The organism is Nonomuraea sp. NPDC049624, assembly GCF_040675255.1.
Taxonomy (GTDB): domain Bacteria; phylum Actinomycetota; class Actinomycetes; order Streptosporangiales; family Streptosporangiaceae; genus Nonomuraea.
Window position 1 is genome coordinate 1 of record NZ_JBFAOR010000024.1, and the last position, 24,484, is coordinate 24,484.

At 71.9% G+C, this 24,484-nt stretch carries 20 protein-coding genes and 2 pseudogenes; 11 read left to right on the forward strand and 11 right to left on the reverse strand.

Annotation, left to right across the window (positions count from 1 at the left end; translation table 11 throughout):
- Positions 1-180, forward strand: a 180-nt coding sequence (locus AB0J76_RS47955) for a VOC family protein (protein ID WP_352330923.1), incomplete at its 5' end; no start/stop codon positions are given.
- Positions 181-279: 99 nt separating this feature from the next.
- A pseudogene (locus AB0J76_RS47960) lies at positions 280-568 on the forward strand (DUF1330 domain-containing protein); the annotation flags it as partial.
- A 293-nt stretch (positions 569-861) separates the two neighbouring features.
- On the opposite strand, the gene AB0J76_RS47965 reads toward AB0J76_RS47960, so the two are convergent.
- Genes AB0J76_RS47965 through AB0J76_RS47975 form a run of 3 tightly spaced genes read right to left on the reverse strand, consistent with a single transcriptional unit; the run spans position 862 to position 7,088 of the window.
- Entirely contained in the window at positions 862-1,179 is a 318-nt protein-coding gene (locus AB0J76_RS47965) for a trypco2 family protein (protein ID WP_352328349.1), read from the reverse strand.
- Between the two features lie 16 nt (positions 1,180-1,195).
- The gene (locus AB0J76_RS47970) at positions 1,196-4,828 is read right to left on the reverse strand and encodes a CHAT domain-containing protein (protein ID WP_364394076.1); all 3,633 of its coding nucleotides are present in this window, start codon (positions 4,826-4,828) and stop codon (positions 1,196-1,198) included.
- Complete coding sequence (locus AB0J76_RS47975; protein ID WP_352330896.1) at positions 4,818-7,088, reverse strand: serine protease; 2,271 nt, start codon at positions 7,086-7,088, stop codon at positions 4,818-4,820. The genes AB0J76_RS47970 and AB0J76_RS47975 overlap by 11 nt, the downstream gene beginning before the upstream one ends.
- 148 nt (positions 7,089-7,236) lie before the next feature.
- On the opposite strand from AB0J76_RS47975, the gene AB0J76_RS47980 reads away from it, so the two are divergent.
- Positions 7,237-8,082 carry an MFS transporter gene (locus AB0J76_RS47980; RefSeq protein WP_364394080.1) on the forward strand — a complete coding sequence of 282 codons (846 nt, stop codon included), beginning with the start codon at positions 7,237-7,239 and terminating at the stop codon, positions 8,080-8,082.
- Here AB0J76_RS47980 and AB0J76_RS47985 read toward each other — a convergent pair.
- Genes AB0J76_RS47985 through AB0J76_RS47995 form a run of 3 tightly spaced genes read right to left on the reverse strand, consistent with a single transcriptional unit; the run spans position 8,024 to position 10,714 of the window.
- Complete coding sequence (locus AB0J76_RS47985; RefSeq protein WP_352330946.1) at positions 8,024-9,247, reverse strand: acyltransferase; 1,224 nt, start codon at positions 9,245-9,247, stop codon at positions 8,024-8,026. The two genes, AB0J76_RS47980 and AB0J76_RS47985, sit on opposite strands and share 59 nt — an antisense overlap.
- Positions 9,248-9,293: 46 nt before the next feature.
- Entirely contained in the window at positions 9,294-10,175 is an 882-nt protein-coding gene (locus tag AB0J76_RS47990) for a hypothetical protein (RefSeq protein ID WP_352330947.1), read from the reverse strand.
- Complete coding sequence (locus AB0J76_RS47995) at positions 10,172-10,714, reverse strand: sigma-70 family RNA polymerase sigma factor (RefSeq protein ID WP_364394084.1); 543 nt, start codon at positions 10,712-10,714, stop codon at positions 10,172-10,174. Before AB0J76_RS47995 ends, AB0J76_RS47990 begins: the two co-directional genes overlap by 4 nt.
- Before the next feature lie 194 nt (positions 10,715-10,908).
- On the opposite strand from AB0J76_RS47995, the gene AB0J76_RS48000 reads away from it, so the two are divergent.
- The 4 genes from AB0J76_RS48000 to AB0J76_RS48015 all read left to right on the forward strand — a co-directional run bounded on the left by AB0J76_RS48000 (position 10,909) and on the right by AB0J76_RS48015 (position 13,923).
- Positions 10,909-11,838 carry an alpha/beta fold hydrolase gene (locus AB0J76_RS48000; RefSeq protein ID WP_352330608.1) on the forward strand — a complete coding sequence of 310 codons (930 nt, stop codon included), beginning with the start codon at positions 10,909-10,911 and terminating at the stop codon, positions 11,836-11,838.
- Between the two features lie 33 nt (positions 11,839-11,871).
- Positions 11,872-12,327 (forward strand): transcriptional regulator, encoded by a 456-nt coding sequence (locus AB0J76_RS48005; protein ID WP_352330606.1) that lies wholly within the window; start codon positions 11,872-11,874, stop codon positions 12,325-12,327.
- Positions 12,328-12,336: 9 nt separating this feature from the next.
- The gene (locus tag AB0J76_RS48010; protein ID WP_352330604.1) at positions 12,337-13,149 is read left to right on the forward strand and encodes a class I SAM-dependent methyltransferase; all 813 of its coding nucleotides are present in this window, start codon (positions 12,337-12,339) and stop codon (positions 13,147-13,149) included.
- A gap of 159 nt (positions 13,150-13,308) precedes the next feature.
- Positions 13,309-13,923 (forward strand): hypothetical protein, encoded by a 615-nt coding sequence (locus AB0J76_RS48015; protein ID WP_352330602.1) that lies wholly within the window; start codon positions 13,309-13,311, stop codon positions 13,921-13,923.
- Positions 13,924-14,019: 96 nt separating this feature from the next.
- On the opposite strand, the gene AB0J76_RS48020 is transcribed toward AB0J76_RS48015, so the two are convergent.
- Complete coding sequence (locus AB0J76_RS48020) at positions 14,020-14,673, reverse strand: TetR/AcrR family transcriptional regulator (RefSeq protein WP_364394144.1); 654 nt, start codon at positions 14,671-14,673, stop codon at positions 14,020-14,022.
- 335 nt (positions 14,674-15,008) lie between these two features.
- Here AB0J76_RS48020 and AB0J76_RS48025 point away from each other — a divergent pair, with 335 nt between their 5' ends.
- Positions 15,009-15,683, forward strand: coding sequence for an alpha/beta hydrolase (locus AB0J76_RS48025; protein ID WP_364394090.1), 675 nt, complete (start codon positions 15,009-15,011; stop codon positions 15,681-15,683).
- 10 nt (positions 15,684-15,693) lie between these two features.
- Entirely contained in the window at positions 15,694-16,359 is a 666-nt protein-coding gene (locus tag AB0J76_RS48030; RefSeq protein ID WP_364394093.1) for an aldo/keto reductase, read from the forward strand.
- A 208-nt stretch (positions 16,360-16,567) separates the two neighbouring features.
- Here the strand turns inward: AB0J76_RS48030 and AB0J76_RS48035 are convergent, their stop codons facing one another.
- Complete coding sequence (locus AB0J76_RS48035; RefSeq protein WP_352331142.1) at positions 16,568-17,740, reverse strand: CU044_5270 family protein; 1,173 nt, start codon at positions 17,738-17,740, stop codon at positions 16,568-16,570.
- A complete protein-coding gene (locus AB0J76_RS48040; RefSeq protein ID WP_364394096.1) occupies positions 17,733-18,296 on the reverse strand; it encodes an RNA polymerase sigma factor in 564 nt (187 codons plus the stop codon). The genes AB0J76_RS48035 and AB0J76_RS48040 overlap by 8 nt, the downstream gene beginning before the upstream one ends.
- A 389-nt stretch (positions 18,297-18,685) precedes the next feature.
- Here AB0J76_RS48040 and AB0J76_RS48045 point away from each other — a divergent pair.
- Positions 18,686-19,243 (forward strand): annotated as a pseudogene (locus tag AB0J76_RS48045) (recombinase family protein); the annotation flags it as partial.
- Here AB0J76_RS48045 and AB0J76_RS48050 read toward each other — a convergent pair.
- Both AB0J76_RS48050 and AB0J76_RS48055 read right to left on the reverse strand, forming a co-directional pair.
- Positions 19,215-20,108: a hypothetical protein gene (locus AB0J76_RS48050; protein ID WP_352330364.1), complete on the reverse strand. Its 894-nt coding sequence runs from the start codon at positions 20,106-20,108 to the stop codon at positions 19,215-19,217. The pseudogene AB0J76_RS48045 and the gene AB0J76_RS48050 sit on opposite strands and share 29 nt — an antisense overlap.
- A complete protein-coding gene (locus tag AB0J76_RS48055; RefSeq protein ID WP_352330362.1) occupies positions 20,105-20,470 on the reverse strand; it encodes a hypothetical protein in 366 nt (121 codons plus the stop codon). Before AB0J76_RS48055 ends, AB0J76_RS48050 begins: the two co-directional genes overlap by 4 nt.
- A gap of 142 nt (positions 20,471-20,612) precedes the next feature.
- On the opposite strand from AB0J76_RS48055, the gene AB0J76_RS48060 reads away from it, so the two are divergent.
- Entirely contained in the window at positions 20,613-24,470 is a 3,858-nt protein-coding gene (locus tag AB0J76_RS48060) for a CHAT domain-containing protein (protein WP_364394101.1), read from the forward strand.
- Positions 24,471-24,484: the final 14 nt, after the last annotated feature.

Genomic DNA, 24,484 nt, shown 5'->3' on the forward strand with positions numbered 1-24,484 from the left:
CCGTTCCGGGACACTGTGGGCACCCTGCTGGTGGACGACGTGCGGCCGTACTACGAGCGGCTGGTGGCTGAGGGCGCGGAGATCGTGTTCCCGCTTCAGGACGTGCCGACCGGAGCCGGTTTCAACGCCCGGCACCCCGACGGGACAGTGGTGGAGTACGTCCATCACCGTCCCATCTAGAACGGGCGACCAGCGCGCTTCAGCTCGCGGCCCGGGACGAGGTGGCCTGCGTCCTCACCGACCTGCAGAAGGCAGGCCCCTCACCCGGAGGTCGCCGAGTACATCGAACGGCTCCCCGCCACCTTCGAACCGTACGGCGGACGCCACCTCGTCCAGGCCACCCGCCACGAGGTGAAGGAGGGCAGCTGGCCCGGACATGTCGGGATGCTCGGCTTCCAGGATCGCCGAGGCGCGGGCGTGGTGGGATTCTCCCGCGTACCGGGAGATCGCACCGCTGCGCTCACGCCCCATCGAGACCGACCTCATCCTGGTCGACGGCGTGCCCGAGAACTACGTCCCAACGACGGTCGTCACCGCCCTACGGGAGGCGACGACCCCGCCTGCATAGGTCATCGACGGCTGCTTGAGGAGTACCAGTGGACATGTCTGCGGGCGGAACTCCTGTCCTGTGTTCGGCATACCGCGTCGCCGTGGCCTCCTGACCACCGCGGGTCGTGAACACAGACGGCACGAGCCCCGTCGACTCCTTCCTCCAGGGCCTTCGCCGTGGGGCGCCATCCCTCTGACCCGCAACTTGAAGGCGGGCAGACGCGGAGCCTGTGGCGGGATGGCGGAGGTTCACTTCAGGACTTGTGGATGGGGACCGCGCACGTAACTCCGCACCCGCCGCGGCCCCGCGGATCAGGAGTCGGGGATCGACGACTTGCCCATCGCTGCTATGCGGGCGGGGTTGCCGTCCACGTCGACGGGGTTCAGGGTGAGTTTGATCTTGTGCGAATCGGACCGGCCCTTGGCCTTCTTGGCTCCGACCGAGATGACGCTGATCTTGACGCCGCCCTCGCCGCTGACCTCGTTCTTGACGTCCACGAGGAACTCCAGCTCCACGGGGCCCAGCCCGAACAGCAGTTCCTGACCCTCGCCCTCGTGCATGGCTCGGGTGAGCTCCCGCCTGATCTGCCTGATGGTGGCGCTGAGGTCGGCGAACTGGTCGTCGGTCATGGGGCTCCAATCGTGGTCAGCGGCCGACATGGATATGTGCGGCCCACAGCGAGGGGATGTGCGGGTAACGTTCACGCAGCCGGCGCGCGGCGGCGTTCAGGGCTCGCGCCGAGCGGTCCACGTCAAGGGTTCCGTTCGCGTCCGCGAGTTCCTCGTAGAAGGCTTGTGCGAGGTCGGCGTAGGCGCGGTCGTCGACCTCCCACAACGTGGCGATCGCCTGCTGGGAGCCGCTGAGCTGCGCCGCCACCGCCAGGTTGATGGGCTCGCCGGCGGCGCCCGGCGCCGCCGTGGTGCAGGCGGACAGATACGTCAGGCGGCTGGGCGCGGCCATGTCCCGCAGGCGTAGCAGCCCGTCCGACAGCAGGAGCGAGCCGGCTGTGGCGTCGTCGGCGTCCGTCCTGCTGTGGCCCGCGAAGTGCAGGACGTCGGCGCCCGGCAGCTCTTGCAGGAGGTGTTGCCTGGTGGCCTGCTCTCCCTCGAGGATGACGGCGGGGTCGAGGAGGCGGGCGACGGTGAGCGCCTCCCGCTCGGCCCCCGGCATCCGCATGGGGCTCTCCGCGGGCTGCGGCAGCACGACCAGGGCCGAACGCGGTCGGCCCGCGGGCGTGGCCGAACGGGAGCGCGTCAGCGCGCCGATCGTCGCCGTGTATGAGGAGACGACCGAGTCGATGGCGGAAGTCTCCGGGAGCCACCCAGCCGCGTGCAACGGCAGTACGCTCAGGGGCCCCGTCGGCACCCACCACACGCGCGGCATGCCCTCGGCTGCGCGCAGGTGCGGCCGCAGCGCCTCCAGTACCGGGCTGACCACGACTTCCGCCAACCAGGCCAGCGTCTCGGCCAGCGACTGCTCCCGGCCCAGCCGGTCACGCAGCGGCCGGTAGGCGGTGGTGAGCTCGGTCAGGAAACGGCGTGCACGCTCGGTGGCCGCCGCACGATCGAGGCCAGGCAGGCGGATGACGAGAAACCCGTCCGTCGTCACCGCGATCGCGTCGCAGCGGTGTCCGCTCATGTTCAGAACCACAACGGGCCCCTCGGCCGCGGCCTGGAGGAGATCGCCGACCGCCGGCGGGCGCAGGAACCCCGCCATGCCGGGCAGGGCGCGTGCCTCCTCCACCAGCCGCTCGAACTCCTCCGCCTCCCGGCCTGCGGGTTCACGTGACGATGGCTCGTCCACGGCGATCCGCAGCGCCGACAGCCGCTCCGCCAGCTCAGGTGCGCGCGCACGCAGCGTGCGAAGATCCTCCTGTACACCCAGGGCCTGCGACAGCAGCAGCCCACGTCCCTGCTCCAGCAGTGTGAGCGCCTCCTGCGGCCGTCCCGTCTCCAGCGCGCACGCGGCGGCGTCGCCGGCCAGCTCGGTCAGGCTGTCCTCGCGCCTCCCCCTTGCATGCCAGAGCCGGTCCGACATGGCCAGCGGGACCAGCTCGATCGCGGCGCGGAACGCGCCGAGCGCGCGCTCGTAGGCGCCGCCCGCCATGGCGAGCCGCCCGTACTCCTGCCAGGCCAGCACGCGCTCCGCGATCGGCTCGTCGAGCCGTCCGGCGATCGCGGCGAGCGCCTCCAGCGCCCCTTCGAAAGCAGCCGGGTCTCCCGAGCGCTCCCAACGCCCGCGGTGCTGCGCGGCGAGGTCGGCGAGGTCACGGGTGAGCCGGAACCGGGCTTCGCGCAGCGTGTCGATGAACGCCTCGTGCTGCCGGCGCGCCTGCTGAGGGGCGATGGCCGCCGCCAGCCGGATCAGCGCCTCGGCCTCGTCCAGGTCGTCCGCGATGCCGGCGGACCACGAGCGTCGCAGCAGGACCTTCGCGAGCAGGGCGAGGGCCCAGTGCCGGTCCGGGTCGCCCTCCGGCATCGCGCGGACCGCCCTGCGGGCCACGTCCACGGCTTCTTCGAGATCGCTGGGGTTGTCGAAACGCTCGAAGCGTTCCTCCAGGGCGTGGCCGAGCTGCACGAGGGCGAGGGCTCCGTGGCTGCCCGGCATGTCCAGGCCGACGAGCCGGCGCGTCAGGTCGAGCAGGAAGTCGAGGACGGCCGGTTCCCCGGTCGCCTCGTACGTCCGCAATACGGCGTGACGGAGCCGATCGAGCGCTACGGCATATTCGGGCGCATCAGCGGAGGTGACGGACAGGCCTTCCCCTGCAGCCGTCAGGTAGGCGCGCAGGTCATCGCTCTCGCCCGACCGCTCGAAGCGGGCCCCCAGCATGTCGGCCAGACGGCCGGCGACCAGCGGGGCGTCCGCGGAGTCCGCCGGCATCGCCGCGGCCACGCCTCGCATGATCTCGATCGCGGCATCGACGTCGGCCTGCTCGCCGACCGCCAGGAACCGGTGGAAGAGCAGCAGTCCGAGTTCGGCGGGGGCGCTCGCGCCGGCCGACAGATCCAGGTTCGCTCTGACCAGGCTGATGGACTCGTCCAGGTCGGCGAGCGACCCCGATCGCTCGTACCTGAGCCGCAGCGCCCCGCTCAGACTGATCCACAGGACGTCGCGCTCCGGCTCGGCCTCGGACACGACCGCGAGCCCTTCACGCAGCACCCCGATGGCCGTCTCGAGGTCTTCGTCCATGCCGAGACGCTGGAACCGGTCAACGAGGAGATCGCCGAGCGTCGCGTAGACGAACAGCGAGTGGGTCGCGAGGCCGTCCTGTTCGTGCATGAGCCGGGTCAGGACGGTGATCGCGGTGTCCGGCGGCTGCTCGACGGCCGCCGCCACCAGGAACCGGGCGCGGTCCTCGTGGTCGTTCGGCAGCAGCTCGGCGGCCTCGATCAGGAGAGCGGCGACCCGGTCGAGCCCGGGCCTGTCATCGTCCCTGTCATCGTCCCTGTCCTCGTTCCTGTCGTCGTCCGCGACGACCGCCCGCTCGAGTTCCGCCTGCGCCGCCAGAGCGTAGGCGAGAGGAATCCGGTAGGGGTCCGGTTCCGCTTCCGCGAGCCGCCGATGGACGTCCACGATTTCGCGGGCCGTCGCGAGAGCGCCCTCATCGTCGCCCTGGCTCCGCTGCCTGCCGCGGCGTTCGGTGAGCGCCGCGGCGAGCGCCGGCAGGGCCGACTCCGGGGTGTGCTCGGCGAGGCCACGATAGAAGGCGACCGCCTCATCGGGATATTGGTGAGAGAAGGCGGCGTCGTGAGGGGGATTGCGGGATTCGTCCAGTTCCTCGATGACCTCCGCTGCCTCGCCGTCACGTCCGAGCAGGCCCAGCGCCTGCGCTTTCAGCGCGGAGAACTTCGCCCCGCCGGCCCTCCTGCGGCTCCTGGACCCGGCGAGCAGCTCGAGGCCGGCTTCGGCCGTGGCCAGTGCCTCCGCTGCCAGGCCCGCGCGGAGCTGGACGTCGGCCAACAGGAGGAGCACACGCAGCTGGGCGTCCCGCAGAACGGGCGTGCTGCCCGTCTCGGCGACCGCGTCCCACAGGACGAGCAGGGCGGACGGTGCGTCGGCCATGGCGTCGCCGAACCGTCCGAGCGCGGCGGCCGACTCCGCCCGCACGGTCAGCGCGCGAGCGAGCCCGAGCGGTTCGCCGCGCAGCCGTTCGTAGACCTCGACGGCCTCCCGCGCCGCGGCGGACGCACCCGCGTGCTCCTCGACCTCCATGAGCTGCTCGGCGTAGCTCACGAGGTTGGCGGCATACTCGGGGAGATAACCGTGGTCAGGACGCATGAGAGGCTCCTCCCGCCGCGGCGCTGCCCCGGCCGGTCAGCTTGCGGTACAGCTCCAGCGCCACGGCCCTGGCGGCGAGCGCCTCATCGTGGCGCTGGGCCTCCCGCATGTGATCGCTCAGGTTCTGCCACGCCCTGGCCAGCTCCGGTCGGTAGTCCGTCCTGCCCTCGCTCACCAGCCTGCCGTACACCGATATGGCGAGTCTGGTCAGTGGCTCGACCAGCAGGTTGAGCGCGGGCGCGCCGGCGGGGAAGGAACCGGCCAGCGCGACCAGCGCGGCCTCGTCAGAGGCGGAGACGCCGGCCACGCCGTCCTCCAGCGCCGCGATCAGGTATCCCGGCTGCTCGGTCTCGATGACGACCTGCAGGGCGACGGGGCCGTATCTCGCTAGTTGCCCGACCACCTGCTCCTTGAGCAGCCGCCCGACGTGGGGGTGGTCGCCGCTCGCCCGGGCCAACACGTGGAAGGCCTGGTGGAGTTGGGTGAGGGAGGCGGCGGCCAGCGGTTCGTCGATCAGGTCGGGCCACTCGCGCAGATGTGTTCCCACGAGATACTCACCCAGGCGGTCCGGCTCCAAGGGGCCCCACTCCCCCTCCTGGGACGGATAGAGCGTGCTCAGCCACTGGTGGACGACGAGGAGTTCGTTCTCCCCGAGATCACGCAGGCCGAGGACATGGCTGAGCAGTGCCACGGCTTGGGACTTGCTCGACGCCCCGAACAAGGTGGCGATCGTCACCGTGTTGCGCAACGTGTCGTCCGACAGAAAGGCGAGGCCCATCGCGTCCGCCGTACGCCGCCAGTAGCGGTTCTCATGCACCATGAGGATCTTCTCGTGCGGCGTACGGCTGCGCGCGGCGGCCGGTGCGGGGCCCGCCTGCAGCAACCCCACCAGGGCACTCAGATGAAGGCGCATCAGCGATCCGTAGCCGGGACCGCCCAGATCGGGCGGCGCCACCTGGGCGGCCAGGTCAGTCCAGCACGTCTCCTGCAGGCCCGACACCCGATGGAGCTGGGCGGCGATGTCGACCACCGCCTCCCTGAACGCCGTCTCACGTGCTCCCGTCCACGCCGGCAGGCCGGTGATCGGGTGGAGCTCGGCGAGTTCGAGGGCGTACTCCATCAGGTCGGACTTCGCGGTCAGCCGCTGCCACCACTGCCCGGCCGAGCGCGCCAGCATCAGCACGCGCACTGCGCTGCCGTCGTCGATCCCGACGTTCTCGATCAACCGGCGGACGACGTCAGGCCGCGTTTCGGCGTAGTCGACCACGAGCAGCAGGGGCAGGTCACACGCGCGTAACCGGCTCAGAGGCTCCTCCGGCAGCGCCGCCGCGTTCTCGGCCACCACCTGTCCGGTCACCCAGCCCTCGCGGCGCAGGTGGGCGACGAGCTGGCGCGCGAGCCGCGTCTTGCCCAGCCCGCCGGCACCGAAGACGAGCCGGGCGTCGAAAATCTCGTCCGTGGAGCACCAGCCGATGAGTCTGGCCAGCTCGTCGTCCCTCGGAGTGAACCACCGCACCGCCTCGGCGTCGGCGCGCAGGAGCGCCGCGGGAGAGCGCGGGCGGCGCCGGTCGGCCGGAGGGGAGAACAACCTGGCCAGCTCGGCTGGTTCGAGGACCGCCGGCACCGCGATCGCGTCGAGGAAACCGGGCTCGGCGAACAGGGCCTCGGCTCGCGTGGCGAGCAGCCTGGCCCCGCCGTATCCCTGATGGTCGGCGACCACCACGCCGATCAGCATGTCATCGGCGAACAACGCGGCACCGGACATCCCCGCCCAGGGCGACCCGGCGCCTGTGCGCTTGGGCGGGTTGAGCACCTGGAGGTGATAGCGGCGCTGCTTGGCGCCCGCCTCCGGGTTCACCCGGCCGCCGGCCTGATCGCGCTCGCGCACGCCGTCCGGCTGGGCCAGCACCTCAGGGAAGCCCGAGGCCTGGCAGACCACCTCCGCCCGGCGGCTGACCAGGCGTCCCCAGCGCACGGGCGCGACAGGTGGATCGGCCCAGTCGTCGTCGGTGATCTCCAGGACAGCGACGTCCACCTGAGGGTCGGGCGACGACCAGGTGCACGCGGCGGACCACAGGCGCGTCTTGTCGGCGGTCCTGACCTTGATCTCGGCCCCGGGCCCGGGGCGGCCCGTCGCGGACAGCACGTGCGTGGAGGTGATGAGCAGGCGCGGGGCGATCAGGTAGCCGGAGCCGGACGACCAGGACGCGTCGGCCTGCCGGGACCATACCTCGGCGACGCGTTCGACCGTGGTCGGCATCTGTTCTCCGGCTGCGGGGGGAAGCTGACAGCAGAATACGGGCTACCGCATCAGCGCCGGTAGGTTCCGGAGAACCAGGAGTCGCCCTGGCAGCGCACACCGAGGCGCTGAGCGACCACGCCGACGCCATGGACAAGATGCGCGTGGCATGGCTGCCACCGCACTTCAACGTTCCCCGGGCAGGACGTCCCTGCTCGCCCTCTGCCTGGGCTACTTCCTGGACGTCACGGTGGTCACTGTGGCGATCCCGCCGATCGGCGACGACCTGCGTGCCAGCCTGCCGGTTCTGCAGTGGGTCGTGGACGGCTACACGCTCACGTTCGCCCCTTCGGTGTTCTTCCTGGACGTGTCGTTCGGCGTGCTCGGGCTGGTTCTGACCGGCCGGTACGTCTCCGCGCCCGCGGCGGGCGATCGGCGTGCCGGGTTGGACGTCGGGGCGCGGGCGATCGGGGCGCTCGACCTCGGCGGACTGCTGGAGCGCCGCTCACGGGCTCCCATGGTGCCGCTGGGACTGTTCCGCGAGCGCGGCTTCTTCGGCCCCGTGGTCGTCGGAGTGCTGCTCAACCTGGGGTTCTGTGGGCTGCTGTTCGCCGTGCCGCGGTACTTCCAGCGGGTTCACGGGCTCGGCGCCCGGCCGGCGGGGCTGGCCATGCTGCCGATGTTGTCCTCGCCGCTCGGCGGCCGGCTCGCGGCTCGTTCGGGGGCGTGGGTGCCAATGGCGTACGGGCTGGTCATCGGCGGGGCCGGGCTGCTCGGCCGGCTGGCGCCCGGGACGGGAACCGGCTACTGGGCGCTGGTCGCGCCGCTGGTGCTGGCCGGGTTCGGGACCGGCCTCACGCTGCCTGCCGCCACCTCGGCGGTCATGGAGGCCGCGCCGGCGGCGCTCGGCGGGGCGGCGTCCGCCGTGCTGAACCCCGCCGGACGGCGCAGCGGCCTCACCCGCCGGGCGCCCGCGCCGGGCTGGGCGCCGCCCGAGGGGATCCGGACCGGCTGATCAGGCGCCGTCCCAACCGCTGCGCCGGTAACTCCACCCACCTCCAGGTCAGCGCGCACAGCCCGAGCAGCGCCGCGTACACCGCCGCCAGCAGCGCCAGGCGCGCCGCCACCGGCACGGCCGGCGGGTCCGGCAGGAAGAACTCCACGCTCTCCAGCAGCAGCGGATGCATGAGGTAGATCGAGTAGGACACCAGCCCCAGCCAGGTCAGCCACGACGGCATCGGACGGCGGCGCAGCGCCGTCGCGGCGGCGAACGTCAGCCAGGCCGCCGCGGTCGCCACCTGGGTTCCCGGCTCGGCGCGCGCGAGCCATAACCCCGCCACCGGTACCAGCGCCACGGACGCGAGGTGCCGGTGGCCGAATTCGCCGGTCTCGACCCGGTACAGCGCGGTGCCGGCGAACATGGTCGCCAGGATGAACAGCCCCTGCCACGGACCGGGATAACTCTGGTTGACCGCCAGCAGCAGGAGGACCGTGGCCGCGACGGCCACAGCGCCCGCCTGCCGCGTCCGCCTGCCGCCGGACAGCACCGCGGCCAGCCCGGCCCCCAGCACGGCGCTCACGACGACCACGACGGTGAGCATGCGCCCCGCCCCGCCGGCCGACAGGAGCGTCACCGGCAGCATCCCGGCGCCGAGCACCGCGGCCGCCGCGAACGTGAGCGCGGCTGCGGTGCTGCGCCGGTGCACGCGCAGGGTGAACATCGCCGTCAGCAGCAGGTAGAAGGCCATCTCGTACGACAACGTCCACAGCACGTTGACCAGGTTCGGGACGTACAGCAGGTTCTGCAGCATGCCGGCGTGCGCCAGGGCCAGCGCCACCGTCCGGGTGCCCCACCAGACGTGCAGGTCGTCCCAGCCGGCCGCCACGAGCAGCAGCATGCCGGCCACGCACACGATGAAGAGCGGCCACAGCCGGAAGATCCGCGAGATCCAAAAGGCCCGCAGGCTGCCTCGCCGCTCCAGCGACGCCGGCACGATGTAGCCGCTTACCAGGAAGAACACCAGCACGCCGTACCAGCCGGGATCGAAGACGGCCTTGACCGGCAGCCGCGCCTCCGGCCACAGCGGCTTGAGCGCGTGCTCGAAGACCACCACCATCGCGGCCAGCCCGCGCAGCGCGTCCAGCCAGGCCAGACGCCGGGCGGCCCGGGGACCGTTCAACGCCACCCCCACCTGACCTCCAGCGCGTCCCGGCCCGGCGCGCCGCTCAGTCGTACCACTGGGGCTGCGGGTACGGGCTGGGGGCGGGACCCGCGTCCGCGCCGGGGATCACGTACAGGTCGACGGTGTCGGAGCTGTGCAAGCGGGTGGACGCCACGATCCAGTCGTCCTTGACCCGGCCGGTGGGGACGGCCTCGTCGAACCATGACATGCTCCCGTCGTCCTTTTCCGCGTACTTCCAGAACAGCCGGTAACCGGCCTTCAGGCCGCGCCGGCCCAGCTCGGCCCGTACGTCGGCGACCGTCCTGCCGTGGCTGGTGTAGCCGGGCAGGGCCTCGTCGTCCTCCGGGTCGACCGGGCCGTCATCGGCGTACGGCTCGCCGGGCCTGGCAGGGCGGCCGATGCCGAACACCACCCGCCCGGGGAAGTCGGCCGGCATCCAGACCTTCCCGCAGAACGCCGACGAACACGGCGTGATCCCCTGGGTGCCGATGCTGCCGTGCCACTTGAAGCCGTCCGGGACGACGGGGCCGATCAGCTTGCCCACCTCGGACGGCGCCACCGGGATCACCTTGACCGTGACGTTCAGCCCGACCGCCCGGAACGCCTCCTCGAAGCGGCGGCGGTCGGCCGTGGGGTCGGTGATGGTCACGCTGAAGTACGGGCCGGCGTTCTCGATGGAGACGGCGGCGTTGGCGTAGCTGGTCACCGGACCGCCGACCACGCTGGTGCCGACGGCGACGGCCGCCGCCGCGGCCACGGTCGCGAGCCCCAGCACCAGCCGTCGGCGTCGGCGGCGGGGTGTGGTCACGACGGCGGGCTCGCGCTCCTCCGACATGATCGCGTGCATGAGCTCCTGCGTCTCCGGCGCGGACGCCTCTCCTCTGAGATCCTGGTCATCGACGCGGGCGAGATCGGCGAGGTTCACAACGGGCTCCCTTCGAGGGCGACGGCGCGAGGGTGGTCGAAGCCGGCCTTGGCCAGATCCCGGGCGAAACGCCTGCGGGCGCGGTAGAGCCTGATCCGTACCGCGTTGCGGGAGATGCCGAGCACGCGGGCGATCTGCCCGTGGTCCAGCGCCTCCCAGGCGACCAAGGAGAGCAGCTCCCGGTCGTCGTCGGACAGGCCGCGGAAGACCTTTCCCATCTGGGACATCTCGTCCTCCGGCGAGCGGGCCAGCGCGGGGAAGGCGGCGAGCCGCTCGCGCAGGGCCGCCGTGCGCTGCTCGTGGCGCTCCTCGCCGCGCCGGTGGTTGGCGAGCACCCGCCGCGCCACGCCGTACAGCCACAGCCGCGCCTCGTCCCCCTCGGGCAGTTCCTCGATGCGACGCCACGCCGTGGTGAACGTCTCGGCCACCACGTCGGCCGCGTCCTCGGGGTGCGGGCAGCGCCGCAGGACGTACCCGAGTATGGGTTCGTAGGCGGATTCGTAGATCTCCACGAACCGGCTACGGGGATCGGCTCCCATCCGGTCTCCTTACCTGGATCATCTGTCACTTAAGTTCATGTCCAGGACTTTGGGGGCATTTCCCCGGCCGTATGCCGCGATACGCCGACGTGAGCGGCGGGGGGGCCACCTCTTCCTGCGCAGCCTTCTGGATTGACATTGCTAGCTATTTCAGTCATGTTTGAAATAACTAGCCAATGGATGCGGAGCAAGCCATGGAACACGTGACCTTCAACAGCGTCGGCACCCGCTGCGCGGGTGATCTCTACCTGCCCGAGACGAGCGAACCGGTCCCCGGGCTGGTGCTCGGGCACAGCGGGGTGATGGTCAAGGAGGCGCTGGCGTTCTTCGCGCCGTACTTCGTGAAGGCCGGCTTCGCGGTGCTGGCCATCGACTACCGCACGGTCGGCTCCAGCGAAGGCGAGCCGCGCGGCCTGGACTACCCGGAGCGGCAGGTGGAGGACTTCCGCAGCGCCGTGTCCTACCTGCAGACCCGCCCCGAGGTGCAGCCGGAGCGGATCGGGGTGTGGGGGGTGAGCATCGGCGGCTCGGTGGCGGCCCAAGCCGCCGTGCTCGATCGGCGCATCAAGTGCGTCGTCGTGCAGAGCCCCAGCGTGTGGGACGGATGGCGGTACATGGAACGCCTTCTGGGCCGTGCCGGTGTCCACGCGCTGCGCGACCAACTGCAGCAGGACTGGCAACGGCGCTACGAAGGCGGGCAGAGCGCTCGCGTGCCGCACCTGACGCTGGAGGGCGACAGCGTGAAGGACACCCCGGACATGTCGACCCGCCTGTTTCCCACCTACCGCAACGAGAAGACCCTCGACTCAGCCGAGCACCTGCTCACCTTCGCACCGGAGAATCTCATCCACCGGCTCGCGCCGACGCCGCTGCTGATGATCGCCAACGGTGGCTGGGACCCGTACCACATGCTCGAGGAGGCGCAGAGCGCCTTCGCCAAGGCGGGCGAGCCCAAGCGGCTCGCGGTGCTGCCCTACGACGTGCTCGGGCTCTACACCGGCCCGGGCCTGGAAGAGGCGATGGCGCTCGCGATCGACTGGTTCGACCTCTACCTGCGCAGGACCCGGCTCGCGGACATCACCCCGACACCCACCTACGAGTCGGTGGCCGCCATGACACAGTGAACCGGCACACGATCAACAAGGAAGGACGCGACGATGACCGCTGGGGAACAGCAGGACCGGCTGCTTCGATGGGTGGAGCGGGTGGCCGCCTTCTGCGTCGAGGAGTGGGGGCTGCCGCCCATCACCGGACGCATCCTCGGCTGGCTCATGATCTGCGATCCGGCCGAGCAGTCCGCCGGCCAGATCGCGGACGCGATCCAGGCCAGCCGGGCCTCACTCACCTCGAACATGCGCTTCCTCACGGCCATCGACCTGGTCAAGAAGGTGAGAAGGCCCGGAGATCGCGTCTCCTACTACCGCATCGAAGACGACGCCTGGCAGAAGGTCATCCAGCGCAAGCTCGACAGCCTGAGCGCGTTCGGCGAGATCGCCGACGAAGGGCTCGACATCGCGGGCGGCGAGGGACACCGCACCGAGCGCATCAAAGCCGCCCACGACTCCCTGACGTGGCTGCAGAACCTCGCGGCCCGTCATCCGCTACGCCGTTAAGGAACCCCCATGCACCGCTGGCAACCCAAGCTCGGGCTGATCCAGGAAACGCTGCTGCTCACTCTCCACGCCAGAGCTCTGGACGCCGGACTGCCCAGCCCCATCCTCGGCGACACGCTCTCCGCCGAACTGGCCCGCAGAATCGATTACGACTTCGGCAAGCTGAAGGTCAAGCCCAGCCTCGTCCTCACCACGGCACTGCGCGCCAAGAAGCTCGACGACGTCGTCCGCGCCTACGTCGCCGCTCATCCCGGATGCGTGGTGCTCGACCTGGGCTGCGGCCTGGACACCAGGATGTCCCGTTGTGATCCCCCGCCCGGCGTCGACTGGTACGACATCGACTTCCCCGAAGTGATCGACCTGCGATCGGAATGCCTGCCCGGCCGTTCCCACCTGGTCGGAGCCGACCTCACCGGCTCCGACTGGCTCACAGCCATCCCCGGTGACCGGCCGGCGATGATCGTCGCCGAGGGGCTGCTCCCCTTCATGCCCGGCGACTCCTTCCAGGTGATGACCCGCGCGCTGACCGGCCATTTCCCTTCGGGGGAACTCGCGCTCAACGGCTACACCCGCTTCGCCGCCTGGGCCATGAAGTACCACCCGACCATCAAGGCACTCGGCATCAAAGCCGCCCAGGGCTTCGACGACCCGCACGAACCCGAGTCCTGGGACGCCGGCCTCGAACTGGTCGAGGAGCAGATTCTCACCCGCGCTCCGGAAGTGGCCCTGTTCCCGCAACCGCTGCGCGCACTGACCCGGCTCACCGCCGGCAGCACGGCCCTGTCCCGCCAAGGGGCGCGCATTCTCCGCTACCGGTTCTGAGCGCGGGCGGGCGGCGACAAGCCGCGTTCCCTCAGCTTGTGGACGTGGCCAAGGGGCCGATGGCGAGCCATGCCCCAGCCGGCAGGGCTCGGCTCGGATGGACCTGCTGGTCACCCAGCACGCTCACTGACCCTTCTGAGCCGTGACTAGGGTGCTGTGGTGAGCACATCCCGATCCTCCTGGCGCAACACCACCCATGACTGGGCGGCCGACGTCGACCTCGGCCACCTCGCCGACATCCGAGGAAACCCGGCCGAGTTCGCGCCCGGCGGCGTCCGGCACCTGATCCTCGAAGTCCTCGCCTACCCGGCCGACGAGGCGGCGAGCACGGGCGCCGGACGCTGCACCGTCACCCTTCACCCCGACGGCTCGGTGTCCGTGGCCGACGAAGGGCGAGGCACCGACACTCGTCTCGATGAACGAAGGCGGCCGGTGAAGAAGCCCGTCATGGCGTCCAAGGACCTGCGTTTCTTCGACGACCCCGGCGCGGAGACTCTCCCCGACGGGCATCCGCGCCGCGGCATGTCCGTCGTCGCCGCGCTCAGCGAGTGGCTCATCCACACCAACCGCCGCCTGAATGGGTCCTGGACCCAGCGGTACGAGCACGGCGTGCCCGTCACCGGCCTGGAGCCCATCGCCGGCGACGGCGCCACAGGGACGACTGTGCACTTTCTGCCCGGCGTGCACCTGCCCCCACTTGCCGACGACCTGGGCCGCTTCGCGAATGCATGGCCTGGCCTGGTCATGACCGTCGACGACCGCCGTGGTGGCTGACTGATTCTGATTTGGCCGTCCACCTTGGCCGAGAGCAGAACCAGCACCCGGCACTTCTCGTTCAGCTCTCCTCGCCCACACCGATCGTCCGGCACGTCAGGGGATCTGGGCCTCGATGTGGGCGAGTTGGGCGGCGAGGGTCTCCTCGAATGCGGCGCGGCGGTCTGCGCCGAGGGGGCGGATGTCGCGGGCGAAGTGGGCCAGGGCGGGGAAGCGTTCGGGGTCGGCGCCGAGCACCGCGACGCGGAACTGCTCCATGGCCTGTTCGTACTCTTCGGGCGTGATGGTGCTGATGCCGGCCTCGGAGGCGATCAGCGCGGCAAGGAGGATCACGATGCGGTGGTATCGCACCGGAATGTCCTCGTCGGGCAGGCCGGACGTGCGCAGGGCCTGCAGCAGTTCCTCCATGACCAATCGGGATCCGGCGCCGCCGGACCCATAGCGTCCCCACACCGTGGCGAGTTGGAGTTGCTCGCCGAAGGCCTCGCGAAGGCGCAGGGCCAGGGCGGTGATGCGCTGCTTCCAGTCGCCGTCGGGGCGGTAGCCGTCCATGGCGGCCAGCAGAATCCGGTCGGCGACCGCGCGCAGCAGTTCGGTCTTGTTGCGGAAGTGCCGGTAGAGGCTGGAGGAGTCGGTCCCGAGCACCGCTGCGAGCTTGCGCACGCTGAACGACTCGGCGTCACCCGTGCGCAGCAGTTCCGCCGCCGTGTCCAGGATCTCCTCGGTCGACCATCGCCGTCGGCCAGTCATCACGCCCCTCTCGTCCGGGCTCAGCCTACCTTATGCACTTGGCGATGCACGCACCGCGTGCATAATGGGGGCAACACACGGCCCAGCCACAACGGCACACCCGGCATCCGGCCGGGAGGGGGAGAAGGGCACATGAGTGAGACCACCATTGCGACACGGCCGCCGGAGCCGGACTTCTCGGCAATCACGACCGAGGAACTGCGCGCCTACCGCGACGCAGAGAACCGCTGGCGGGCGTCCGGCACGGCTCGGGTAATCCTCGGGGAACCGAATCCCGGCGCCGCGATCGTCTGGCAGCAGGTGGCACTGCCCGGCCGCTGCACGGAGGCGGCTTCGTGGGCACGGCGGCGCAGTGCGACTGGACCAACAGCCACCTCGCCGTGGGACTGCCCGCCCTCGTCGTCTCGGTCGAGCACCGCCTGCTCGCCCCCGGCAGCCCGCTCGCGAACGCCGCCGACGACGGTTGGGACGTGCTCCAGCACGTGCTGCGGCACGCCGCGCAGTGGGGTGTGGACCCGGCGCGCGCAGCCGTCTTCGGCGAGAGCTGCGGCGCGCTGATCAGCGCCCTGACGGCCATCCGGGCCAGGGAGGCCGGCCTGGAACTCAAGGCGCAGGTGCTGGTCAACCCCGTGGTCGACATGACCGGAACGATGTTCGACCATCCCTCGATCACCGAGTACGCATACAGCCCGGCCCGGGCCCTGCCGCAACTGCAGCTCATCCAGCGGCTCGCCGTCCCGCCAGGAGCCGACACCGGCCCGGTCTCGCCGCTGTACGCGGGCGACCTGAGCGGGCTCGCCCCGGCGCTCGTGGTCGTGCCCACCCGGGACGCGCTCGCCGACCACGGCCGCCGCTACGCCGAGCAGCTGCGCGAGGCAGGGACCCCCGTGCGGCTCACCGAGTACCCGGGAGCAAAGCACGCGTTCCTCACCTTGCCCGGCGTGGAACCACAGGCCGAAGCCGCCCGGGCGGAGATCCTCGCGTTCCTCCGCGCGGCCCTGGCAAAGTGACGGAGGAACAATGCTCTCCACTCTTGGACCTGACGGCCCGGCGCTCTCCCGACTCGGCCTCGGCTGCATGAGCATGACCGGCACCTACGGCCCCGCCGACCCGCACGAGGCCTCAGCCACCCTGCTGGAGGCCCTCGATTCGGGCGTCACCATGTTCGACACCGGCGACTTCTACGGCGACGGAGCGAACGAGGAACTCCTCGGCCAGACCCTCGCACCGCACCGCGACCGCGTCGTGCTGGCCACCAAGACCGGAGTCCGCCGCACCGCCGAAGGCCTGGTCCCCGCCGGCTCACCAGGCGATCTGCGGCGGGCCTGCGAAGCCTCGCTGCGCCGGCTGCGCACCGCCACGCCGAATCTCAAGACCACCTTGCCGCCGAGTACCAACCTCTCGCCTGACCTGAATACGCCCCCTCGGAGGCGACGTGACCCGGCCCCGGACGCCTCCAGCAAGCATCCAACTACCAGCACCGCCGAGAGCCCCGGCCCCCTTGAACTACGAGGGGGCTGGGGGTCTCTCCGTGCGCGGCTCTCTCCCGCCAGGAGCGGGGGGTTCCCGGACTTTCCCGACAGGCCCACGCACGCGTACGCGAGGGGAGTTTCGGGACTTTCCGGCCCGGCTTACGCGCGGGCGCGCGCGAGGCCGGAGATGTTTGTGACCTGCAACGCAGCTTGACCGGGGAATCAGCAACATTATTTGGCCGCATCTCACCCGTAGCGACGGGGCTGGGACCTGATACATCGGAACCGGGTCGTGCGTTAAGCCCCTTGTCCGCGCGAGTCTCCGGAGAAGCGCTTGCGCGCTGCCAAGCCGGACGCGATTCCGCCGCCCGCAGGCGCTGACAGAAAGGAAGGTGGTGAGCGTGCGTGCCCGGGGCGGCCCGTCACGGGAGCGGACGGTCGCTGAGCCGGCAGCCGCGTGGCCGCTCGGGGCGTTCGCTGGTCCAGCCCGCCTCAGGTGCCCATGCCTGATAGTCCATGAACGTCCCCTTGGCGAGCCCCTCCGTGCTCTCGGCCGCGATCGCGACGTCTACCGCCAAGACGGTGCCGGTCCGCGGGTCGAGGATGGTGGTGTACCGCTGCGCCACCTCGTCATCGGTACCGAATCCGGCCGTGAAGCCCTCGCTCTTGATGAAGGTGACCTCGATTCCCGTCCGTCCCAGAGGGTCGGTGATCGAGCCGCGCACCTTGGTCGTCGGCAGTCCGGCGAGCAGACGCAGGGTGGCCGCCCTGACCGAGGGCTTGACCGGGAGCTCCAGAAGGTGGGAGGAGGTGGAGAGGAATTCTTCGAAGCTCTCCTTGGGCCGGCTGGCCTTTCGGGTCTTCCAGTAGGTCCGCAGTTTCTCCCGGAGTTGCTCGGCGTCGCCGGGCAGCGCCGCGAGGTCGGCCAGCGTGAGCTCACCGAGCCGTCTGTCACCGAGCACGCCGCCCGGCTCGGCCGCGCGCGTGTAAACACACTGTGACGGCTTGAACCGCAGCTGGACTTTCGCGCAATCGCCCGCCATGCCGCCCGGCGTGCACACGCGCTGGACCGTGACCGGAGAACCCGCCGCTCGCCACGCACGCTCGTCGGCTTCGGTGGCGGGACGGACGAACTGCTGCCGCTGCTCCGCCTGAACGGGGTCGCCGGGGTCGCGCGGTTGCCAGAGGTCGATCCGTGACGAGGACAGGACGTTGAACGTTTCGCCGCCCGCCCGGACCCTTATCAGCCCATTGTTGAGCAGCGGCCTGCGCCAGTAGTCGCCGCGTTCGTCCGGCAGTTTCGCGACCCGGTCCGCCAGCTGGAGCAGGGCATCGTTGCCGGCTGGGGGCGCGAGCACCGTTGGGGGAACAGCGGTCATGTTCGACACCAGCGTGACGACGGCCATGACGACGGCGATCGTTGTCGCGGCCGCTCCCAGGGTCCATCCCCAAGTGAGGCCCCGCCGATTCGCTCGACCTGGCCGTACCGGCTCGCGCTGGGCGGCGGCAAGCCGGAGGCGGGCCTTCTCGACCACCTCCGCCGAGGGCGGCGGAGCGTCAGGCAGCGCTCTCGCCAGGAGTCTCAGCTCATCCATGGATCTCCTCCAGAGGGTTGACGTCGCCGAGTGCCTTGCGGAGTTGCTTGCGAGCGCGGTTGAGCCGGGAGGCCACCGTCCCCGCTGGGACCCCCAGGGCGGCGGCGACCTCGGCGTGGCTGAGGTCGCCCAGCACGCTCAGCAGCACGACGTCGCGGTCCCCACGATTGAGCCCGGCCAGCGCCCCCGCCAGCTTGCCGGTCAGCTGGCCCGCGGCCACGCGGGCCAGGGCTGCGTCCTCGGGACTGTGCTCGGGACTGTGCCCGGCGCGCTCAGCCGTCCGGCTGAGCGCCTTCCATCTACGGATCTCGGTACGGCGGTGTCGTGCGATGAGGTGGGTGGCGATGCCGTACAGCCACGGACGCACCCCGCCGCGCGAGGCGTCATAGCCACCCCGATAGGCCGCCAGGAACACCTCGGCGGCCAGGTCGTCAGCGACGTCGTCGGACAACCGCCTGACGATGTAGCGGTGGATCTCGGAGAAGTGCGCATTGAAGATCTGCTCGAAGTCCACCCGTAGATCGGGTGGGTCGGCCAGGTCAGGTGGAACGGCCATGCAGGCGTCTCCGCTGGGTCAAGTGAACGATGGTCGCCCTTTCTTGCCCGAAGTGCCTTGCTGCTTTCACGGACGGTCGCTGAGCCTCTCGCCCATGTCCGCCGGAGGCTATCCAGGTCCGTTCAGTCACCGCCTGATCGCCCGCGATGCTCTCGTCATCGGCATCAACTGTCCACCCCGCTGGCCGCATGTCACCCGTAGTGATGACTCCTGGTCGTCTCGAATCCATGCTTTCGAGACGCGACCCCGGCGCACCCTGGCAGCGACATCCCCGCAGGTCGGCCAGTCTCATGAGTTGGTCCCGAAAGTGGTTCCCGTAACCTTGTGATGGCGTCAGCTCTCGATACCGCGAGGTTCGTGGACTACGGCCATGCCCGGTCAGCACTACTGCTCAAGATCTCACCCGGCAGATCGACATCCTCAAGGCCGCCGGCACCCCCGACGAGCTCATCTGGTCCGACCGGCGTACCGGGGCCACGATGGTCCGCGACGGCCTGGAGGACCTGCTGCGCCGCGTCCCGCCGCACGCCGGTCACCGGATCACCGTCGTCACCCTGGACCGGCTCGGGCGCGACATGCGCGAGTGCCTCAACCTGGCCCACGAACTGACCGAGCGCGGGCCGGAGACAGCCGCCCGGCTGATGCTCTGCCACGTCTGGGAACCCGCCTCAACTGCGAAGCCATCATCATCCCCGACGCGGGGCACCATCCATGGCTGGACGCACCGGACCAGTTCGGTGTGGCTCTTCGCGCCGCAGTGGCGAGGCAGACCCGAGTCCAAGCCTCCGCTGGGGCGACCGAGCGCGTGGCCGTACGGCCGGACCGCTGCCGTCCATCAACCCGGCGTCCCGCGGGAACCTGCCGTCCTTCCCAGCGCGCGGATGCGGGCCCGAGCGCCGGCTGCCGGGCAGGCCGGTCTCAGGCGCCCTTGCGGAGAAGTTCGGTGATGGTGAAGCCGACGCGCTGGGACACCTGGCCGTCGGCGAGCGGCACGTTGAGCGCCTTGGCCAGCTCTGCCCCGTACAGGTCGGCGGTGGCCTCGCACACCTGGGCCAGCGTGGCCGTCGCCGACCTGCCCCTGTGGTGGCCGACCGCGATCGTCACCGCGCCGGCCAGCGCCGCCGGCCACCACAGGGTGACCGCCGCGACAGCCAGGTACAGCACGCCCCAGGCGGCCGTGGTGGCGGCGCCGGTCAGGGCGGCGCGGGCGTCGCCGATCGTGGTGCGCGCGTGGTCGGGGACGACCAGCCACAGGCGCGGCCAGGCGGCGTCGAGGTCGATGCCGTACCGGTTGCGCACGCGGACGGCGACGGCGTCGAGCTGGTCGCCCATCCAGGTGGGCCGGAACGGGCGGGCCAGCGCGATGGCGTTACGGCGCGCGGCCAGCTCGCCCCGGCGGCGTTCGAAGTCCGCGGTGCTCTCGCCCTCGGCCGCCGTCGCCGACTCGTAGGCGCGGTGGGCGTCGTCCCAGCGCCGCCTGCGGCGTTCGACCAGGGGGCGGGCCAGCGGGCGCGGCCCCCGCGCGAACCAGCAGCGCACGACCGGCCCCGCCAGCGCGTTCGCGGCCAGCCCCGCCCCGAACGCGCCGAGCAGGAGGGCGACCAGCAGCAGCGCCTGCGCGACGGGCTGGCCGTCCATGGCCCTGGTCTGCGCGGTGGCCCGGGCGGCCAGGAACGGGACGTCCCACGGGCGCCGGTGGCCGAGGACGGCGGCGACCCAGAGCACGCCCTCGAACAGCGCGCCGGGCAGGACGAGCACGGTCAGCCAGCGCTCGGCGAGCTTCTGCCCGAGGCTCGACAGGAACCCCGTCATCCCGGCGCGTATCTCAGCGGCAGCTCGTAGACGTCGCACGCCGGTATCGCGCCGCCGGGCTCGGGCCGCGCCTCGCGCCGGCAGCGGCCCAGCGGGCAGCGGTACCCGCCGGGCGGCGGCGGCAGGTCGCCGGCCGACGGCAGGGCGGGGACGACCGGCTTGCCGCGGGCCAGGACGTCGAGGCCGAGCATGCGGCTCAGGTCGTCGACGACCTCCCGGGGACGGCGCTCGCCGCCGCGCAGGGCGCGCCTGGCCTCGTCGAGCTCGGCCGACCACCCCTCCGCCCCAGCCATGCGGACCAGTCGGGGAAGGCTCTCGCACAGGGCCGCGAGCGCGCGGCCGTCGTCCGGCGGATCTGCCATGGCTCGGTGTCTACCACCCGCCCGGCGACGCGGGCAAGACGGACGGACGGTAACACCCACGTCGCGCAAAGCGAAGCGCAGGAGAGCGCTCCGACGCGCTCATACGCGATGCGACGAGGACGGCCCCGGCGGGAGGACACCGATGCTCCGACGAAGCCGAGCCGTCCGAGCCGCCCGGCACGCGGTGTGGGTCATCCGCGAGCACCCGTCGAGCCAGGACCTCCAGCAGCTCGACCAGGCGCTCGCGACGCTCAGGGACGCCCTCGACCGGCTGCCCGACGACCATCCCGAACGGGCGGAGTGGCTGTCGGCGCTCGGCGACGGGCTGTCGATGCGGTTCGACCACATAGGACGGATCGAGGACATCGACGACTCACTCACCGCCCACCGCGACGTCGTGCGGCTGGCCGGCGGCGGCGACGCCGGAGCGGCGGCCCGGCTGAGCCGCGCCGCGGCGCTGCTGAACACCTACGACCTGCACCGCCCGGACCACGGCATGGCGGCGGAGAACCGCAAAGTGCTGGAGGAGGCGGTCGCGCTGCTGCGCGAGCTGCGCGACGGCCCGGAGCTGGATCCCGAGCTGCGCGACTCGGCGATGGCCAACCTGGTCCTGGCGCTGGAGCGGCAGGCCGAGCTCGACCCGGAGCGGCTCAGGCAGTACCAGGACGAGACCCACACGATCCTGAGCCGGCTGGTGGCCGAGACCGACCCCGGCCACACCTACTACCTGTCGCGGGTGGTCAAGCTGGCCATGCTGCTCGCGCGGCGACAGGACCTGCCCGGCCGCGACCGGCGCCTGCGCGACCTGCTGGAGATCGTGCGGCGGCGTTTCCCCACGGCTTCGGAGCTGGAGCGGCGCAGCATCAGGGCGGGGCTCGGCTGGCTGCTCGACCACGGTATCGAGGTCTCGGAGCAGACCTTCACGGCGGACCGGCTCATCCCCCACATCCGCGAGCAGCTGACGCTGCTGCCGCCCGAGCACGCCCTGCGGACCGCCCACCTGGTCGAGATCGCCTACCAAGCCTCGATCATCGCGATGATGTCGGGCCGGCTCACGCTGCTCGACGAGGTCATCGCGGCCATGCGGGCGACCCTGGCCGGCCTGCCCGCCGGGCACCCGGCGCACGGCGAGCTGCTGTCCGCGCTGGGCACCGCGATGGGACGCAGGATGCAGGCGACGGGGTCCGCCGCCGACCTCCAGGCGACCCAGGACCTGCTCCTGGCGGGCGTCGAGCGCCTGCCCGAGGGCGACCCGGAGCGCGGCCTGCACCTGGCCAACCTCGCCAACACGTACTTGATCGCCTACCGGATCACCGGGCGCGAGGAGCACCTGGCGGAGTGCCTGCGGCTGTGCCGGGAGGGGGTGGCGGCGACGCCGCCCGACCACGCCAACCGCGGCATGGCCCTGACCGGCCTGGGCAGCGCCCTGCACGCCGCCTTCGAACGCGGGCACCGCGAGCAGGACATCGACGCCGCCGTCAGGGCGCACTCCGAGGCGGTGCGGGCCACCCCCGACCATCACTACGACGCCGCGCTCTACCGGGCCAACCTGGGCGGCTCCCTGCTCGCCCGGTTCGAGGACCTCGGGGTGGAGAAGGACCTGGACGACGCGATCGAGGCGCTGCGCGAGTGCGTGCGGCTGACCCCGCCCGAGCACTCCCTGCGCGGCTCCTACCTGTCGAACCTCGGCAGCGCCCTGTTCCGCCGCTACGTCCAGTACGACGACACGGCGGCGCTGGAGGAGGCTCGGCTGATCCTGCGGGAGTCCGTCGCCTCGGTGCCGAAGGACACGCCGGACAGCGGTCTGGCCAGCCGGAACCTGGCCAACGCGCTCATGGTCCACGACCAGGCGGCGGCGTCCGGCGACGCGGTGGAGCTGCTCCGCGCCGCCCTGTCCAGGCTCGGCCGGACGCACGTGAGCCGGGCGGGCATGATGGCCAGCCTGGGGATGGCGTTGGTCGCGCGGGCCGAGGCGTCGCTGGTGACGGACGAGGAGCGGAGGGTCGCCCGCCTGCTGCTGCGGCTGAAGGGCGACGAGAGCCCGGCGCCGGCCGACGCCGACGCGCTGGCGCGGATGGTCCACGAGCTGCGGGACGGCCCCCGGCCGACCCACGTGGCCGACGATCTCGACGAGGCCGCCGACATGCTGCGCGACGCGGTCGCCGCCGGGCCCGTCACGCACGCCGAGTATCCCCTGTGGCTGTCGATGCTCGGCCTCTGCCTGTCGATGAGGGCCAAGGCCACCGGCGAGCCGGCCCCGTACGCGGAGACGGTGCGCCTGCTGCGCGAGACGCTGGACCTGATCTCCCCCGGGCAGCCGCTGAGGGCCAGCGTGCTCAACCAGCTGGCCCTGCTGCTCGACCGGTGGGCCGACGACGAGCCGGCCGACGCGCGGCGCCTGCGCGCGGAGGCGATCGAGGCGTTGCGCGAGAGCGCGGCCGTCGAGGCGGCCCCGGCGACCACGCGCGCGGGCGCGGCCCGGTTCTGGGGGCGTCTCGCCGCGGGCCAAGGGGATTTCGCGCTGGCCGTCCAGGGTTTCGCGATCATGGTCCGGCTGCTGGAGGCGTTGGCCTGGCGCGGCCTGAACCGCGGGGACCAGGAGCGGCTGCTGGCGGAGTTCCAGGGGGCGGCGAGCGACGCGGCCGCCTGCGCGCTGGAGACCGGCGACGCCCGCCTGGCCGTCGAGCTGCTGGAGCAGGGCCGGGGCGTCCTGCTGGCGCAGGCGCTCGACGCCCGGGCCGACCGGGACCGGCTGGCCCGGGAGCTGCCCGAACTGGCCGGCCGCCTCGCCGAGGTGTACGCCGAGCTCGACGTCCGCTCCGCCGACATGGACCGCCGGCACCTCGCGGCCCGGCGGCACGCCGCGCTGGTGACGGAGGTCCGCCGGCACCCGGGGTTCGCGGACTTCCAGCGGTCGATGGACTTCGGGCGGCTGGCGGCGGCCGCCTCGGACGGGCCCGTGGTCGTGGTCAACGTCAGCACCTACCGCTGCGACGCGCTCGTCGTCGAGGCCGGGGAGGTGACCGTCGTGCCGCTGCCCCGCCTGACGGCGGAGGCGGCCGAGGCCCAGGTGACCGGCCTCACCGAGGCGATCGACGCGCTCGGCGGGGCGGCGGTGGAGTTCGAGGAACGGCTGACCGCCCGGCAGACCGTCCAGGACACCCTGCGCTGGACCTGGGAGGCCGTCACCGGGCCGGTGCTCGACCGGCTGCCCGGCGCGCGGCGGGTGTGGTGGTGCCCGACCGGGCCGGCGGTCTTCCTGCCGCTGCACGCCTCCGGCGACCACCGCACCCGGCACGACGCCCGGCCGAGCACGGTGATGGATCGCGTGGTGTCCTCCTACACACCGACCGTGCGCGCGCTGGCCCACATCCGCGCGCTGCCGCCGCCCGTGTCGCGGCCCGACGGCCGGCCGCTGGTCGTGTCCATGCCGGTGACGCCGGGCGCGGCCGACCTGCCGGGCGCGGCCCGCGAGGAGGAGATCTTCCTCGGCTGCTTCCCCGGCGCCCGCCTGCTGCGCGGCGCGAGCGCCACCCGCGAGGCCGTGCTCACCGTGCTGCGGGCCAGCCCCTGGGCGCATTTCGCCTGCCACGGCGCGCAGGACACGGCCAGCCCGTTCCACGCCTGGCTGGTGCTCCAGGACGGGCCGTTGACGGTTCGCGACCTGGCCGCGCTCGACCTGTCCGAGCACGCGCGGCTGGCGTTCCTGTCCGGCTGCGACACCTCGCGCGGCGACGAGCGGCTCTCCGACGAGGCGATCACGCTGTCGTCGGCCGTTCACCTGGCCGGGTTCCGCCACGTGATCGGCGCGCAGTGGCAGCTGGAGGACAGCACGGCGCCCGACGTCGCGGACCGCGTCTACCGGCGGCTGGGCGACGGGCAGGGCGGCCTGGACCCGTCCGGCACGGCCGGGGCGCTCCACGAGGCCGTGCTGGAGCTGCGCGAGCGGATGCCGTACGCGCCGCTCGTCTGGGCGTTGTTCACTCATACCGGACCCTGAGCGGGGAGGCCCCT

Bases quoted from the DNA above. Each gene is read 5' to 3' on its own strand.
- AB0J76_RS47965 (WP_352328349.1), bottom strand. From the start codon at position 1,179: ATGACCGACGACCAGTTCGCCGACCTCAGCGCCACCATCAGGCAGATC.
- AB0J76_RS47970 (WP_364394076.1), bottom strand. From the start codon at position 4,828: ATGCGTCCTGACCACGGTTATCTCCCCGAGTATGCCGCCAACCTCGTG.
- AB0J76_RS47975 (WP_352330896.1), bottom strand. From the start codon at position 7,088: ATGCCGACCACGGTCGAACGCGTCGCCGAGGTATGGTCCCGGCAGGCC.
- AB0J76_RS47980 (WP_364394080.1), top strand. From the start codon at position 7,237: ATGGCTGCCACCGCACTTCAACGTTCCCCGGGCAGGACGTCCCTGCTC.
- AB0J76_RS47995 (WP_364394084.1), bottom strand. From the start codon at position 10,714: ATGGGAGCCGATCCCCGTAGCCGGTTCGTGGAGATCTACGAATCCGCC.
- AB0J76_RS48000 (WP_352330608.1), top strand. From the start codon at position 10,909: ATGGAACACGTGACCTTCAACAGCGTCGGCACCCGCTGCGCGGGTGAT.
- AB0J76_RS48005 (WP_352330606.1), top strand. From the start codon at position 11,872: ATGACCGCTGGGGAACAGCAGGACCGGCTGCTTCGATGGGTGGAGCGG.
- AB0J76_RS48010 (WP_352330604.1), top strand. From the start codon at position 12,337: ATGCACCGCTGGCAACCCAAGCTCGGGCTGATCCAGGAAACGCTGCTG.
- AB0J76_RS48020 (WP_364394144.1), bottom strand. From the start codon at position 14,673: ATGACTGGCCGACGGCGATGGTCGACCGAGGAGATCCTGGACACGGCG.
- AB0J76_RS48030 (WP_364394093.1), top strand. From the start codon at position 15,694: ATGCTCTCCACTCTTGGACCTGACGGCCCGGCGCTCTCCCGACTCGGC.
- AB0J76_RS48035 (WP_352331142.1), bottom strand. From the start codon at position 17,740: ATGGATGAGCTGAGACTCCTGGCGAGAGCGCTGCCTGACGCTCCGCCG.
- AB0J76_RS48040 (WP_364394096.1), bottom strand. From the start codon at position 18,296: ATGGCCGTTCCACCTGACCTGGCCGACCCACCCGATCTACGGGTGGAC.
- AB0J76_RS48050 (WP_352330364.1), bottom strand. From the start codon at position 20,108: ATGACGGGGTTCCTGTCGAGCCTCGGGCAGAAGCTCGCCGAGCGCTGG.
- AB0J76_RS48055 (WP_352330362.1), bottom strand. From the start codon at position 20,470: ATGGCAGATCCGCCGGACGACGGCCGCGCGCTCGCGGCCCTGTGCGAG.
- AB0J76_RS48060 (WP_364394101.1), top strand. From the start codon at position 20,613: ATGCTCCGACGAAGCCGAGCCGTCCGAGCCGCCCGGCACGCGGTGTGG.